Here is a 15,641-nt window from a genome sequence, read left to right on the forward strand (position 1 = left end):
CCCCCCCCCCCCCCCCCCCCCCCCCCCCCCCCTCCCCCCCCCCCCCCCCTCCCCCCCCCCTCTCCCCCCCCCCCCCCCCCCCCCCCCCCCCCCCCCCCCCACAAAAGAGCTGACTGTTACTAAATCCGCAAGGATGCATGTCAGCAAAAGTCCTTTCTCTATTTGTAACAGAACATTATCCTTACGCACGCACCTAGCTGAAACGCTTCCGCTACCAGTTTCGCCTCTCGTTTCCGTTTATTCCCCAGAAAAAGATCAAGAATTTCCTCTCTATGCCTGATTTCCGATTGTCGCAAGACAGCGCTGTCTCTATACCTGCCATCTGCCGCACATCCCTGAACCTGATCGGTGGATTCACCGTGCTCAGCCTCGCCACCTGCGTTCAGGCCGCTCCGGCCTTCGACAGTGATTCCCCCTGGATGCTCGGCGACTGGAACGGCACGCGCAGCGAACTGGCGGAAAAAGGCTACGACTTCAAAGTCGATTACACCGGCGAAATGGGCAGCAATCTTCACGGTGGTTATGACCATGACCGCACTGCCCGTTACAGCGATCAATTTGGCTTCGGTACCCACCTGGATTTGCAGAAGATCCTTGGCTGGGACGATGCGGAATTTCAGCTGACCATCACCGAGCGCAGCGGCAACAACATCAGCAATGACCGGATCAACGATCCCCGTGTCGGCGGTTTCACCTCGGCCCAGGAAGTCTGGGGTCGCGGGCAAACCTGGCGGCTGACGCAGATGTGGTATCAGCAGAAATTCTTCGATCAGACGCTCGACATCAAGGTCGGCCGATTTGGTGAAGGCGAAGACTTCAACAGCTTCCCCTGCGACTTCCAGAACCTGGCGTTCTGCGGCTCCCAGGTCGGCAACTGGGACGGTGGCATCTGGTACAACTGGCCCGTCAGCCAGTGGGCGCTGCGGGTCAAGTATCACCTGACGCCTGAGCTGTACGCACAAGTCGGCGCCTATGAGCAAAACCCGTCGAACCTCGATCGAGGCAACGGCTTCAAGCTCAGCGGCAGCGGCACCCAGGGTGCGATCCTGCCGGTGGAACTGGTGTGGACGCCGAAGCTCAACGGTCTGCCGGGCGAATACCGCGCCGGTTATTACTACAGCAGCGCCAACGCCACCGACGTCTACAAGGACAGCAACGGCCAACCCGCCGCCCTGAGCGGCGAAGCGTACCGCAGTGCCTCGAGCAAGCACGGAATGTGGCTCGGCATTCAGCAACAAATCACCAGCATTGCCAGCGACCATTCACGCGGTCTGAGCGTGTTCGCCAATGGCACGATGCACGACAAGAAAACCAACGCCATCGACAACTACGTCCAGGCCGGCGTCGTCTACAAAGGCCTTTTCGACGCCCGCGCCAAGGACGACATCGGTTTCGCCCTGGCCCGCGTGCACGTCAACCCGGCGTATCGCAAGAATGCCGAGGCGACTAATCAGGCCCACGGGGTTTTCGACTACGACGATCCATCGTTCCTGCCGCCCCAGGACACCGAATACAGCGCCGAACTCTATTACGGCGTGCACGTCACGAACTGGCTGACCGTGCGCCCGAACCTGCAATACATCCGCCACCCCGGTGGTGTGGACGATGTGGACGACGCGCTGATTGGCGGGATCAAGATCCAGTCGTCGTTCTAAAACTCACACAAAACCCCTGTAGGAGCGAGCTCGCTCGCGATGGTCGTCAACGATGACGCTGCAAATCTGACACCCCGCAGCGTGCTCCGGTTCTTCGCGAGCAAGCTCGCTCCTACAGGGAAAAGCAGTGCCCACCACAATTATCTGAACCACGCCCGCTAAGGATCATCATCTACAGTGAACCTGCGCGGGACTACTTGAAACGTCACGGAGAACCACACTATGAGCACTGATGGTGCTTTGAGTCGAAGCCGTCTGCTGCCGAGCCTGCTCGGCATCCTGCTTCTGCTAATGGGCCTGGCCATGCTGGCCGGGGGGATCAAGCTGAGCCTGCTCGGCGGCTCGCTGTATTACCTGCTGGCCGGTATCGGCCTGGCGCTGACCGGCATCCTGCTGATCGCCGCTCGTCGTGCCGCGTTGGGCCTGTATGCACTGGTGCTGTTCGCCAGCACCATGTGGGCCTTGTGGGAAGTCGGCCTCGACTGGTGGCAACTGGTGCCGCGCCTGGCGCTGTTGTTTGCCCTGGGCCTGGTGATGTTGCTGCCGTGGTTCCGCCGTCCGCTGTTGCGCGCCGGCGCTGCACCGCTGGGCACTGGCGCCCTGAGCGTGGCCGTGGTCATCGCCGGTGCCACTGCACTGGCCAGCCAGTTCACCAACCCGGGCGAGATCAAAGGTCAGCTGGACCGCGACAGCGTGCCTGGCATGACCAACACCGCACCGGCCATGCCGGACGGTGACTGGAACTCCTATGGCCGCAGCGCCCACGGCGATCGTTACTCGCCCCTGGCGCAGATCACCCCGCAGAACGTGCACAAACTGGTGCCCGCCTGGACCTACCGCACCGGCGACCTGCCAGGGCCGAACGACCCGGGCGAAACCACCGCCGAAAACACCCCGCTGAAAGTCAACGGCATGCTCTACGTGTGCACGCCACACAGCCAGGTAATCGCCCTGGACCCGGACACCGGCAAGGAAATCTGGCGTTTCGATCCGAAGCTCTCCACGCAGAATGCGGCGAACTTCAAGGGTTGGGCGCATATGACCTGCCGTGGCGTGACCTATCACGATGACGCCGTATATGCCTCCGCACAGAGCCCGACCGGCAGCGCCAGCGCACCGGTGGCCAGCGTCTGCCCGCGCCGGATCTTCCTGCCGACCGCCGACACCCGCCTGATCGCCCTCAACGCCGACACCGGCAAGATGTGCGAAGACTTCGGCGACAAGGGCCAGGTCGACCTGCGCGCCAACATCGGCGGCTTCACCGCCGGCGGTTACTACTCCACGTCGCCACCGGCAGTTACCAAGGACCTGGTGGTGATTGGCGGCCACGTCACCGACAACGTCTCCACCGACGAGCCAAGCGGCGTGATCCGCGCGTTCGACGTGCACACCGGCAAACTGGTGTGGAACTGGGACAGCGGCAACCCGGACGACACCACGCCGATCGCCGAGGGCAAGGTCTACACCCGCAACTCGCCGAACATGTGGTCCATGTTCGCCGTCGATGAAAAACTCGGCATGCTCTACCTGCCGATGGGCAACCAGACCCCGGACCAGTTCGGCGGTGCGCGCACCCCAGAGTCGGAACTGCACGCCGCCGGCCTGACCGCCCTGGACATCGCCACCGGTAAAGTGCGCTGGCACTTCCAGTTCACTCACCACGACCTGTGGGACATGGACGTCGGTGGCCAACCAACCCTGATGGACCTGAAAACCGCTGACGGCGTGAAGCAAGCCGTTTTGGCCTCCACCAAGCAAGGCAGCATCTACGTACTGGACCGCAGCACCGGCCAGGCCATCGTGCCGATCAATGAAGTGCCGGTGCCGCAAGGCGCGGTGGAAGGCGACCACACCTCGCCGACCCAACCGAAATCCGACCTCAACTTCATGCCACCGCCGCTCAAAGAACGTGACATGTGGGGCGTCACCCCGTTCGACCAGCTCGTTTGCCGGATCACTTTCAAATCCATGCGCTACGACGGTCCGTTCACGCCCCCATCGCTGCAAGGTTCGATCGTGTACCCAGGCAACTTCGGTGTTTTCGACTGGGGCGGTATCTCGGTCGATCCGGTGCGTCAGATCGCGTTCGTGAACCCGGACTGGATGGCCTTCAAATCGAAGATGATTCCTGCCGCCGAAATCGCCGCCCAAGGCCCGCGTAAAAGCGAAACCGAAGGTGTGCAGCCAAACAAGGGCGCGCCATACGGCGTAGTTCTCGAACCCCTGCTGTCGCCAATGGGCCTGCCGTGCCAGGCACCCGCCTGGGGCTACGTGGCCGCGATTGACCTGACCACGCAAAAAACCATCTGGATGCACAAGAACGGCACCGTGCGCGACAGCTCGCCGGTTCCGATTCCATTGAGCATGGGTGTGCCAAGCCTGGGCGGCACCTTCACCACCGCCGGTGGCGTCGGTTTCCTCAGCGGCACCCTCGACCAGTACCTGCGCGCCTATGACGTGAAGAACGGCAAGCAACTGTGGGAAGGTCGCCTGCCGGCCGGCGCGCAGACCACGCCGATGACCTACACCGGCAAGGACGACAAGCAATACGTGCTCGTCGTTGCCGGCGGTCACGGCTCACTAGGCACCAAGCAGGGTGACTATGTGATTGCGTATAAACTGTCCGAGTAAGCTTTAGCGGCAATAAAAATGGTGGTGCCTCGCAAGGGGCGCCACCTTTTTTTGCGCGCGCAACACCTGAGAATTCATCGCCAATCGATCTAAGAAACTGTCAACTTTGACAGTATCTGTCTTTTTCATTTCTACGCATCCTCAACCGAACGCTGCAAGCGCTCGCCGTTCAACCGAGATGCAAATGATGATGCTGACTCGCAATGCCACTGACTGGATCGAAGCATTGGCCGAAGGTGAAATCAAGCTGCACCAGTTGCCAAAAGCTTTTTCCCGGGATGAAGCCGCGTACATTCGTCGCGAGGCCCTGCAGCGCATCACCGGAATTTCACTGCACACCATAGGCAATTACACCTTCAGTGCGAAGCCGGCCAAATGCGAGAACTTTATTGGTGCCACTCAGATTCCATTGGCTGTTGTCGGGCCGCTGCTGGTCAAGGGTGAAGCGATCAATCCACCGAAGCAGGTGTTTGCACCGCTGGCCACCACGGAAGGCGCATTGATCGCCAGCATCTCCCGCGGTTGCAGTGCCCTGTATGCCGCCGGTGGCGCGGTGGTTCGTGTCGAGGATATCGGTATCACACGGGCACCGGTGTTTTGCTCCAGCGGCATCGTGCAAACCCAGGCATTCCTGGCCTGGATTCGCGAACATTACGAGGCCATCAAACAGCTGTGCGAACAAGACAGCGCTCATTTGTGGTTACAGGATATCGAGCCGGCCGTGGTCGGCACCTCGATCTACCTGCGCTTTCGCTTTCACTGCGACGATGCGATGGGCATGAACATGGCAAGCATCGCCTGCGACCGTGCGGTCAGCCAATTGATCAGTCCGGCGACAGGTGTGCGATGTGTCAGCATTTCCGGTAATTACTGCATCGATAAAAAGCCGGCGCTGGTCAACTTTCTCAACGGTCGCGGCAAACGTATTTATGCCGAAGCACACCTGAGCGCCGATATCTTGCGCGACATTCTCAAAACCGATGCAACGGCCCTGTGTGAGCTGCAGTACCGGAAAAACCTGCTGGGCTCGGCCATGGCCGGGGCGATCGGGTGCAATGCCCACCATGCCAACATTCTCGCCGCGTTTTTCATCGCCACCGGCCAGGACGTTGCCCAGGTCGCCGAAAGCGCCATCGGCATCACCTGCATCGAAGCCCGCGAGCATGGCGCCCTCTACGCCTCGGTTCTATTGCCAGACACGCCCCTGGGCACGGTCGGCGGTGGCACGGGCCTGGACACGCAATCCGAAGCCCTGGCGTTGATGGGCATTGTGCCCGGCAAAAAAAAACCGGGGGCGGACACACATCGCCTGGCGGAAATACTCGGCGCCCTGGTATTGGCAGGCGAGCTGTCCATCATGGCGGCGCAGGCTTCTCATCAACTGGTCGATGCCCATGTCAAATTGGGTCGTTAAAGGATGATTGCCATTCAAGCCTGCGCCCCGGGCAAGATCATACTTATGGGCGAACATGCCGTGCTACAAGGTTGCCCGGTGATCGCCAGTTCCGTCGGGCTGTATTGCAAGGTCTGGGTACATCCGCGTCGCGACGGACAGATTGAATTGAAATTACCTGACCTTGCGATCCAACGGATTTACGATCCACTGCAACTGGCCGATTACACCTTGCAAGTGCGCCAGGCGTGGAAGCGCTACATGACCGATCCGACCGCCAGGACCTTTGCCGAAGTCAAAGGCCAGGACTCTGATCATCTGGTCAAATGCGCCATCGGAGAGATCCTGCTCAGGCTGGCGCCGCAGGACTGGCGCGGTTTTTCCCTGCGGGTGCGATCGCAGATTCCTGCCGATGCCGGGTTCGGCAGCTCCGGCGCTTTGGCGGTGACGCTGGTGGCGGCGCTGCTGCGGCTGTTCAGACTGCGAGCGATGGACAATCCGGTGCCATCCCTGGCGCAAATCATTGAGCGCTATGCACACGGCCAGCCCTCCGGCATCGACCACAACACCAGTTTGCTCGGCTCGGTGGTCGAGCGGCGATCGGACGGGGAAGGTGGTTTCAGCCTGACGCCATGGCCTGCCGAAAGCCTGGGCGCGCTGCACGGCTTGCAGATCTATCACACCGGCGCCGCCCGCGAGAGCACCGGGCAAGTCATCGCCGCCACCCGGCACAGATTGGCAGGCAATGACAATCCGCTGCTCGCCAGTATGTGTCGCAACACGGAGCGTTTCAGTTCGCTGTTACAGCAAACGCGCCCGATGCCTGAAACACTCAAGGCGGTGTTGCGCGATTATGAAGCCGATCTGGAACAGCTCGGCGTAGTGCCGACAGCGGTCGCCGAGGTGATACGCGCCATCGAAAAGGCCGGCGGCGCGGCAAAGGTCTGTGGGGCCGGAGCGCTTTCCGGAGAAAGCGCCGGTGCGCTGCTGGTAATGGGCGCACCGGCGCTGCCGGCACTGGAGCGCTACCAAAGGATCGACACAACACTGGGGGTCAGCGGCCTGGAGGTCAGCGAACAGTGAACCGGATCAGCGTCTCATCGCCCAGCAATATCGCCTTGATCAAATACTGGGGCATGAGCGATGAACAACGGACGCTGCCTAACAATGCCTCGCTGTCCATGACCCTGAGCCAATGTGTCAGTCTCTGCACAATCGCACCGCTGCCCGGTGGCGCCACCGATGAGATCCTGTGGAGAACCCGGGACGGCAAACTGGTCCCAGCCAACGCCTCGTTGCGCTTTGGTATCGACTATCACCTGGGGCAATTACGCCAGCACTTCGATCACTGGCAACCCTTGCGGATCGCCACCAGTAACAGCTTCCCGACCGGCGCCGGAATCGCCTCGTCGGCAGCGGGTTTCAGTGCCCTGGCCATGGCTTTTGCCCTGCATTGCGATCAGGCGTTCGACGCCCAACGTGTCAGCGAACTGGCCCGCCTGTCCGGCTCCGGCTCCGCCGTGCGCTCAGTGTTTGGCGGATACGTTCAGTGGCCTGGCGATGCCGGACAGCTTGACGGGCCGGCACAACAATTTGCCCCCGCGCAGCACTGGCCCCTGCATGACCTGATCGCCGTGATCGACGCCAGGCACAAGAAAATCAGCTCTCGCCAGGGTCATCACCTGGCCGCCAGCAGCCCTTTCTACCAAACCCGTCTTGAGCTGCTTCCTGAACGTCTGAATACCGTGCGCATGGCCATCCTCAATCGGGACTTTGATGCACTGGCCGACGCCGTGGAGCGCGAAAGCATTGAACTGCACATGATCGCCATGACCTCCCGGCCACCGGTGTTCTACTGGCAACCGGCAACACTGGCACTTCTGGAGCGGGTACGCCAACTGCGCAGCGAAGGGCTGCAAGTGTGTGCCACGATGGATGCAGGCCCCAATGTCCACGTGCTGTGTACGGCGCAGCATCGGTCGGCGGTTTTCGCCGCGCTGAGTTCGCTGCCCGGCGTCGTTCGCTGGATCTTCGATCAGGCGGGCGACGGTCCCCGTCAGTTGGAACGTCATCTGTTTTAAGCGACTACCGGGGCAGCTTGTGAGCGAGCCCCCGCCAAATTCCAGCTAACCTGAATCCCTGCTGAACACACTTTCGAAACATCGACTCGCAGAAAGTGACCGTTGAAACCACCGCCAACCTGCCCCATCTAAGACCCATACCCATTGCGCAGGTGCCCAAATGAGCGACCAGCAGGAATTCCCCGAAGACCCGAGCGAATACGCCGATCCGGAAAACGCCCCTCGCCACACTGACGGTAAAGGCCTGGCCCTGCCCGGCCAGAACCTGCCGGACAAGGTCTACATCATCCCGATCCACAACCGTCCGTTCTTCCCGGCCCAGGTGCTGCCGGTCATCGTCAATGAAGAGCCGTGGGCGGAAACCCTGGACCTGGTGGCCAAGTCCGAGCACCACTCCCTTGCCCTGTTCTACATGGACACGCCCCAGGAAGATCCTCGCCATTTCGACACCTCGGCCCTGCCGCTGTACGGCACGCTGGTCAAGGTGCACCACGCCAGCCGCGAAAACGGCAAACTGCAATTCGTCGCCCAGGGCCTGACCCGCGTTCGCCTCAAGACCTGGCTCAAGCACCATCGTCCGCCGTACCTGGTGGAAGTCGAATACCCGCACCAGCCCACCGAACCGACCGACGAGGTCAAGGCCTACGGCATGGCGCTGATCAATGCGATCAAGGAATTGCTGCCACTCAACCCGCTGTACAGCGAGGAGTTGAAGAATTATCTCAATCGTTTCAGCCCCAATGATCCGTCGCCACTGACCGACTTTGCCGCCGCCCTCACCTCGGCCACCGGCAATGAGTTGCAGGAAGTACTCGACTGCGTGCCGATGCTCAAGCGCATGGAAAAAGTCCTGCCGATGCTGCGCAAGGAAGTCGAAGTCGCGCGCCTGCAAAAGGAAATCTCCGCCGAGGTGAACCGCAAGATCGGAGAGCATCAGCGCGAGTTCTTCCTCAAGGAACAACTCAAGGTCATCCAGCAGGAGCTTGGTCTTACGAAGGACGACCGCAGCGCCGACCTCGAACAGTTCGAACAACGGCTGGTGGGTAAAGTCCTGCCGGCGCAGGTGCAGAAACGCCTCGAAGAAGAAATGAACAAGCTGTCGATCCTTGAAACAGGCTCGCCAGAGTATGCGGTGACCCGCAACTACATCGACTGGGCCACTTCGGTGCCGTGGGGCGTGTACGGCGAGGACAAGCTCGACCTCAAGCACGCGCGAAAAGTGCTGGATAAGCACCACGCCGGCCTCGACGACATCAAGGATCGCATTCTCGAATTCCTCGCGGTCGGCGCCTACAAGGGCGAGATCAGCGGCTCCATCGTGCTGCTGGTGGGCCCGCCGGGCGTGGGCAAGACCAGTGTCGGCAAATCCATCGCCGAATCCCTCGGCCGGCCGTTCTACCGCTTCAGTCTTGGCGGCATGCGCGACGAGGCCGAGATCAAGGGCCACCGCCGCACCTACATCGGCGCACAGCCGGGCAAACTGGTGCAGGCGTTGAAAGACGTCGAAGTGATGAACCCGGTGATCATGCTCGACGAGATCGACAAGATGGGCCAGAGCTACCAGGGCGACCCGGCCTCGGCGCTGCTGGAAACCCTGGATCCGGAACAGAACGTCGAATTCCTCGACCACTATCTCGATCTGCGGATGGACCTGTCGAAAGTGCTGTTCGTCTGCACCGCCAACACCCTGGATTCGATCCCGGGCCCGTTGCTGGACCGGATGGAAGTGATTCGCCTGTCGGGTTACATCACCGAGGAAAAAGTCGCCATCGCCAAGCGTCATCTGTGGCCCAAATTGTTGGAAAAAGCCGGGGTTTCCAAGAGCAGTCTGTCCATCAGCGACAACGCATTGAAAGCCCTGATCGACGGCTATGCCCGTGAAGCTGGCGTTCGGCAGTTGGAAAAACAAATGGGCAAACTGGTGCGCAAGGCGGTGATGAAGCTGATCGACGACCCCAACGCGGTCATCAAGCTCGGCCCGAAAGACCTGGAAGCCTCCCTCGGCCACCCGGTGTTCCGCAACGAGCAGGTGCTGTCCGGCACTGGCGTGATCACCGGTTTGGCCTGGACCAGCATGGGCGGCGCTACCCTGCCGATCGAAGCGACACGTATTCATACGTTGAACCGCGGTTTCAAGCTGACCGGGCAATTGGGTGACGTGATGAAGGAGTCCGCGGAAATCGCCTACAGCTACGTCAGTTCCCATTTGAAGTCGTTCGGCGGCGATCCGAAGTTCTTCGACGAAGCCTTCGTGCACCTGCACGTACCGGAAGGCGCAACACCGAAGGACGGCCCGAGCGCCGGCGTGACCATGGCCAGCGCCCTGCTCTCGCTCGCCCGCAACCAGCCGCCGAAAAAAGGCGTGGCCATGACTGGCGAGCTGACGTTGACCGGGCATGTACTGCCCATTGGCGGCGTGCGCGAGAAGGTGATTGCGGCGCGGCGGCAGAAACTGTTCGAGTTGATTCTGCCGGAAGCCAATCGCGGGAATTTCGAGGAGTTGCCGGAGTATCTGAAGGAAGGCATTACCGTGCACTTTGCCAAGCGGTTTGCGGATGTGGCGAAGGTGTTGTTCTGATGTACATGTAGTGCTTGTGCGATAGCTTTCGCGAGCAGGCTCGCTCCCACAGTGGTTGGTGGTGTCCACACATTTTGTGCCCACCGCAAAACCCTGTGGGAGCGAGCCTGCTCGCGATGGCGTCGGCACTCACACCGCCATTTCCCGGCCCCTGTCACATTTTGTCTCATCTCGGTTATGCTCGCCGTTCGTCGTAAACGCCGGAGCCACTGACCCTATGTCCCCCACCCGCCTGTTCGTCCCCCTCGCCCTCGCGCTCGCGCTGCTGGCCGCTTGCGCCACGCAACCGAAACACAACGTGACCGTGGAAAAACAAAGCGAATGTCCGGTAAAGCTTACTAATGGACAAAACCTGATCCTGACCCTGCCGAGCAACCCGACCACGGGCTACCGCTGGGCCATTCAGGATTCGGCCGGTGGTGTATTACGGTCGTTGGGACCCGAGGTTTATCGCAACCCGGAAGACGCCGGCGTCGTCGGCGCTGCTGGTGTGTCGACCTGGCGTTTCCAGGCATTCGCCCCCGGCACCGGACGTTTACGCCTGACCTCGCAACAGCCTTGGGCGCCGGAAGTGCTGCCGGTGGAATCCTTCGACTGCGCGATCTCGGTTAACTGACCGTGGGTTGGCTGATTCTGGCGCTGATGGGCGCGGTGACCTTTATCTATGGCCTGAGCGTGCACGCCTCGCTGCTGTGCCTGCTGGTCAAACCGATGCCCGTCCTGGCTCTGCTCGGCTGGCTGCACGACGCGCCACCGGGCGACTATCGACGCTGGATCAGCCTCGGCTTGATCTTCTCCCTGATCGGGGACGTGCTGCTGGCGTGGCCGGGGGATTTGTTCGTGTTTGGTCTTGGGGCGTTTCTGGTGGCGCACCTGGCCTATCTGAAAGCGTATTTGAGCGATTGCCGGCGGCTGGCGGTATTGCCGCTGATCATCGCCCTGAGTGTGGGTGCTGTTCTCCTGGGGATTCTGATCGCCCACGGTCTGGGACCGTTGCTGGTCCCGGTCATCGTCTATGGCTTGGCCATCAGCGCAATGCTCTGGCGAGCACTGGCACGACTCGGTACCGACGTGCCCAAGCGCTCGGCAATGCTGGCGGCGGCAGGCGCGGTGGCGTTTGTGTTCTCGGACAGCGTGATTGGTATCAGCCGTTTTGTGGTGCCGTTCGATGCCGCGCCTTACGTGATCATCCTCAGCTATTGGTTGGGGCAGTGGGGCATCACTGCTTCGGCGTTCGCCCAGAAACCGCACTGAATTCTTCGCGAGCAGGCTCGCTCCCACAGGAACAGCACAACCCCTGTGGGAGCGAGCCTGCTCGCGAAAGCGATATCACCGGCGGCGACGATATCAGGGCGTGCCCACCGCTTTATCAGACAACCCGCGCATCCCCGCGCCAACTTGGCTAAAATGCCGGCCTTTTCATCGACACCGCCGGAACCGCCGTGAGCAAAGAATCCGATCGCCTTTTCGCCCAGCCATTGGCCCAGGTGCCTGACTTCGCCTTTAACGAGGACGTGGTGCGGGTGTTCCCGGACATGATCAAGCGCTCGGTACCGGGGTATCCGACCATCGTGGAAAACCTCGGCGTGCTCGCCGCCCAGTTCGCCCAGCCGGGCAGCGTGCTCTACGATCTCGGCGCGTCCCTGGGTGCCGTGACCCAGGCCCTGCGCCGTCATGTGCGCACGGAGGGTTGCCGCGTCATCGCGGTGGATAACTCCGCGGCTATGGTCGAGCGCTGCCGCGAGTACCTCAATGGTCAGGATTCGATGTTTCAAGAGTTGTTGCCCGTCGAGGTGATCGAGGGCGACATCCTCGCACTCGACTTCCAGCCCGCCTCGGTGGTGGCGCTGAACTTCACTCTGCAGTTCATTGCCCCGGACCAGCGTCTTGCGCTGCTCGGTCGCATCCGCCAATCCTTGCTGCCAGGTGGAGCGCTAATCCTTTCGGAAAAACTGCGCTTTGAAGACGAGCAGGAGCACGCGCTGCTCACCGACCTGCACATCGCCTTCAAGCGCGCCAATGGCTATAGCGAACTGGAAATCGCCCAGAAGCGCAGCGCCATTGAAAACGTCATGAAGCCCGACAGCCTCGAAGAACACCGCGAGCGCCTGTTGGCCGCCGGGTTCTCGAAAGTCGTGCCGTGGTTCCAGTGTCTTAACTTTGCCTCGTTGATTGCCTTGCCATGATTGATCTGTCCCCCCTCGCCCGCCGTCTGGCAGGCACGCCCCTGGCCGATTGGGCCAACACCCTGCAAGTGCAACTCGACAAGAAGATGGAAAAGGGCCACGGCGACCTGGAGCGCTGGCAAAGCGCGCTGGATGCGTTGCCGAAGATCCAGCCGAGCGAAGTCGATCTTCTGAACGGCCTGAAGCTGGACACCGATTGCGACGATGCCACCCGCGCACAAATGCGCACGGCGTTGATGGGCCTGTCGCCCTGGCGCAAGGGGCCGTTCGACTTGTTCGGCGTGCACGTCGACACCGAATGGCGCTCGGACTGGAAGTGGTCGCGGGTTTCCCCGCATCTGGATCTGAAGGGCAAACGCATCCTTGATGTCGGCTGCGGCAACGGCTACTACATGTGGCGCATGCTCGGCGCCGGCGCGGACAGCGTGATTGGTGTCGATCCGAACTGGCTGTTCTTCTGTCAGTTCCAGGCGGTGCAGCGTTACCTCTCAGAGCCGAACGCCTGGCACTTGCCGTTTCCCTTTGAAGACCTGCCGCCGAACCTCGAAGGTTTCGACACCGTGTTCTCGATGGGTGTGTTCTACCACCGTCGTTCGCCGATCGAGCACTTGCTGGCGCTGAAGGATTGCCTGGTCAAGGGCGGTGAACTGGTGCTCGAAACCCTGGTGGTCGAAGGCGACAAACATCAGGTGCTGGTGCCGGAGGACCGTTATGCACAGATGCGCAACGTGTGGTTCCTGCCTTCAGTGCCAGCGCTGGAGTTGTGGCTGCGCCGGGCCGGATTCACCGATGTGAGATGCGTCGACGTGAGCCTGACGACCGTTGAGGAACAGCGCGGGACTGAGTGGATGAAGTATCAGTCGCTGAGCGACTTCCTCGATCCCGAGGATCACAGCAAGACCATTGAAGGGCTGCCGGCGCCGATGCGGGCGGTCATCGTCGCCCGCAAGTAGCCCAATCCCCCTGACACCCAATAACCCTGTGGGAGCTGGCTTGCCAGCGATAGCGGTGAATCAGTCGGCATCGATGTTTGAAGTGCCGACGCCATCGCTGGCAAGCCAGCTCCCACAGAGTTGGTGTTGTTTTCTTAGATGTCTGGCTTGGCTCGCCGGGCCTTGAAGAAGTCGCTCAACACCGCCCCACACTCCTCCGCCAACACCCCGCCCTCATACAACACCCGATGATTCAAGAACCCCTGGGTAAAGAACTGCCCCTGGCTCTGCACAATCCCCGCCTTGGGCTCCAGGGCACCGTACACCACCCGTGCAATCCGCGAATGCACAATCAGGCCGGCGCACATGCTGCACGGTTCCAGTGTCACGTACAACGTGCTGCCAGGCAGACGATAGTTACTCACCGACTGGGCGGCGGCGCGAATGGCGACCATTTCGGCGTGGGCGCTAGGGTCGCTGCCACTGATCGGGCAGTTGAAGCCGCGACCGATGATTTCGCCGTCCTGCACCAGCACAGCACCGACTGGCACTTCGCCGAGGGCGGCGCCTTGGGCGGCCAGTGCCAGTGCCTCACGCATGAAATCGCGGTCGCGGCTGCGGTCGATGATTGCGGCAGGTCGTATCTGACGCATCACGCCACCTCGATGGCGGCCATCAGGCCGGTTTCCATGTGATCGATCACGTGGCAATGGAACATCCACACACCAGGGTTATCCGCCACCAGCGCCACTTGCGCGCGCTCGTTCTTACCCAGCAGATAGGTATCGGTGAAATACGGAATGACCTTGTGCCGGTTCGAGGCAATGACCTTGAAGCTCATGCCGTGCAGGTGGATCGGGTGCTGATACTGAGTCATGTTCTTCAATTCAAAAATGTAGCTCTTGCCCTTCTCGAGCTTGGCAATCGGGCGGTCGGCGCAGGTCTTGTCGGTAATGTCCCAGGCCTTGCCGTTGATCTGCCACAGGCTTGGCGGCTTGCCATTATCGACATTGACCGACACCGAACCCACCCATTCGAAATTGAAGTTGAGTTTCTCGGCATTGGCCAGGTCCGGCTCGGCCACCGGATTGGCCGGCAACGCGGGCGGCCACTCGGCCGGTGAATCGCTGTTGGCCACGGAGCGGAACGTGCCCAGTCGAACAGGCCCGTTGCGCAAGGACAACTCTTCACCCGCCGGCGGCGCCTTGATCGCCAGGCAAATGCGCATGCCCGGACCTAGCCAGTATTCCTTGCCCAACGGCCGTGGTTCGATGGGGTTGCCGTCCAGCGCATAGATCTGCGCTTCGACGCCGGGAATGTTGAGGCGATAGGTCAGGGTGTTATCGAGGTTGAGCAGACGCACCCGGGTAATCTGCCCGGCCGGCAAGTCGATGATCGCTTGCGGCACGCCATTGATCGTCGCCAGGCGCCCAGCCGTACCGCCACGGGCCGCTTCACGGGGAATGCTGAACTCGACGAAATTGCCCACCTCGTCGACATGCCAGCTCTTGAGGCTCAAGGTCTTTTCATACTTGAAACCGGTTGGCTCGCGTTCTTCGACAATCAACGGGCCAACCAGTCCGCGGCCGAGTTCCTCGCTGCTGTTCACGTGCGGGTGATACCAGTAGCTGCCGGCATCCGGCACGCGGAACTTGTAATCGAAGTACTCACCGGGTAATACCGGCAATTGCGATACGTAAGGAACGCCGTCCATTTCCAGCGGCAGGCGAATGCCATGCCAATGAATGGTGGTCGCCACCGGCAGGTGGTTGATGAAGCGCACCCGCAGCCATTCGCCCTGGCGCACGCGCAGCTCGGTGCCCGGCGCCGACGGGCCGAAGGCCCAGGCTTGCGTCTTGTGCCCGGCTACCAGTTCGACGTCCAGCGGTGCGGCAATCAGTTCATAGTCGTGCCCCGCCTCGGCATCGGCCCGTTTGCCCAGCCAGTAACGCGACGCGCCCCCCGCTCCGACGCCAACGACAACAAGACCGGCCAGGCCACCGAGGATTTGGCGACGGGTAAAGGACATGAACTCAACTACCTCACGAATCAGCGACAGGCATCGGGGCCTGCAAAAGGCGAATACGATACACCTGCACCTGAGAAAGATTAAGTGCGGTGTTGTCGCGTTATCCGCTGAACCACGACCGCCAAATGCAACAAGGGGCGCCTCACGGCGCCCCTG

General features: G+C 61.3%; 12 protein-coding genes. 10 read left to right on the top strand and 2 right to left on the bottom strand.

Annotated features, from left to right (window positions below; all coding sequences use genetic code 11):
- Positions 1 to 272 precede the first annotated feature (272 nt).
- From ACSFE6_RS16690 to cmoB, 10 genes are all read left to right on the top strand, one after another.
- Positions 273 to 1,655, top strand: a complete 1,383-nt coding sequence (locus tag ACSFE6_RS16690) for a carbohydrate porin (protein WP_435428657.1) — start codon at positions 273 to 275, stop codon at positions 1,653 to 1,655.
- Positions 1,656 to 1,877: 222 nt separating this feature from the next.
- Positions 1,878 to 4,286, top strand: a complete 2,409-nt coding sequence (locus ACSFE6_RS16695; RefSeq protein WP_435428658.1) for a glucose/quinate/shikimate family membrane-bound PQQ-dependent dehydrogenase — start codon at positions 1,878 to 1,880, stop codon at positions 4,284 to 4,286.
- A gap of 184 nt (positions 4,287 to 4,470) precedes the next feature.
- A complete protein-coding gene (locus ACSFE6_RS16700; protein WP_435428659.1) occupies positions 4,471 to 5,700 on the top strand; it encodes a hydroxymethylglutaryl-CoA reductase in 1,230 nt (409 codons plus the stop codon).
- Between the two features lie 45 nt (positions 5,701 to 5,745).
- Positions 5,746 to 6,762, top strand: a complete 1,017-nt coding sequence (locus ACSFE6_RS16705; protein WP_435428660.1) for a mevalonate kinase family protein — start codon at positions 5,746 to 5,748, stop codon at positions 6,760 to 6,762.
- A complete protein-coding gene (gene mvaD, locus ACSFE6_RS16710; RefSeq protein WP_435428661.1) occupies positions 6,759 to 7,760 on the top strand; it encodes a diphosphomevalonate decarboxylase in 1,002 nt (333 codons plus the stop codon). The genes ACSFE6_RS16705 and mvaD overlap by 4 nt, the downstream gene beginning before the upstream one ends.
- A gap of 160 nt (positions 7,761 to 7,920) precedes the next feature.
- Complete coding sequence (gene lon, locus ACSFE6_RS16715; protein WP_435428662.1) at positions 7,921 to 10,338, top strand: endopeptidase La; 2,418 nt, start codon at positions 7,921 to 7,923, stop codon at positions 10,336 to 10,338.
- A gap of 217 nt (positions 10,339 to 10,555) precedes the next feature.
- Positions 10,556 to 10,954, top strand: coding sequence for a protease inhibitor I42 family protein (locus tag ACSFE6_RS16720; RefSeq protein ID WP_435428663.1), 399 nt, complete (start codon positions 10,556 to 10,558; stop codon positions 10,952 to 10,954).
- Positions 10,955 to 10,956: 2 nt separating this feature from the next.
- Positions 10,957 to 11,592, top strand: a complete 636-nt coding sequence (locus ACSFE6_RS16725) for a lysoplasmalogenase (RefSeq protein WP_435428664.1) — start codon at positions 10,957 to 10,959, stop codon at positions 11,590 to 11,592.
- Positions 11,593 to 11,780: 188 nt separating this feature from the next.
- Positions 11,781 to 12,524, top strand: coding sequence for a carboxy-S-adenosyl-L-methionine synthase CmoA (gene cmoA, locus ACSFE6_RS16730; protein WP_435428665.1), 744 nt, complete (start codon positions 11,781 to 11,783; stop codon positions 12,522 to 12,524).
- Positions 12,521 to 13,477 carry a tRNA 5-methoxyuridine(34)/uridine 5-oxyacetic acid(34) synthase CmoB gene (cmoB, locus tag ACSFE6_RS16735; RefSeq protein ID WP_435428666.1) on the top strand — a complete coding sequence of 319 codons (957 nt, stop codon included), beginning with the start codon at positions 12,521 to 12,523 and terminating at the stop codon, positions 13,475 to 13,477. Before cmoA ends, cmoB begins: the two co-directional genes overlap by 4 nt.
- 134 nt (positions 13,478 to 13,611) lie before the next feature.
- Here cmoB and tadA read toward each other — a convergent pair whose 3' ends face one another.
- Entirely contained in the window at positions 13,612 to 14,109 is a 498-nt protein-coding gene (tadA, locus tag ACSFE6_RS16740) for a tRNA adenosine(34) deaminase TadA (RefSeq protein WP_435428667.1), read from the bottom strand.
- Complete coding sequence (locus ACSFE6_RS16745; RefSeq protein ID WP_435428668.1) at positions 14,109 to 15,485, bottom strand: multicopper oxidase family protein; 1,377 nt, start codon at positions 15,483 to 15,485, stop codon at positions 14,109 to 14,111. The genes tadA and ACSFE6_RS16745 overlap by 1 nt, the downstream gene beginning before the upstream one ends.
- Between the last annotated feature and the right edge of the window lie 156 nt (positions 15,486 to 15,641).

It is taken from the genome of Pseudomonas baetica, from assembly GCF_051216495.1.
GTDB classification, from domain to species: Bacteria; Pseudomonadota; Gammaproteobacteria; order Pseudomonadales; family Pseudomonadaceae; genus Aquipseudomonas; species Aquipseudomonas baetica_B.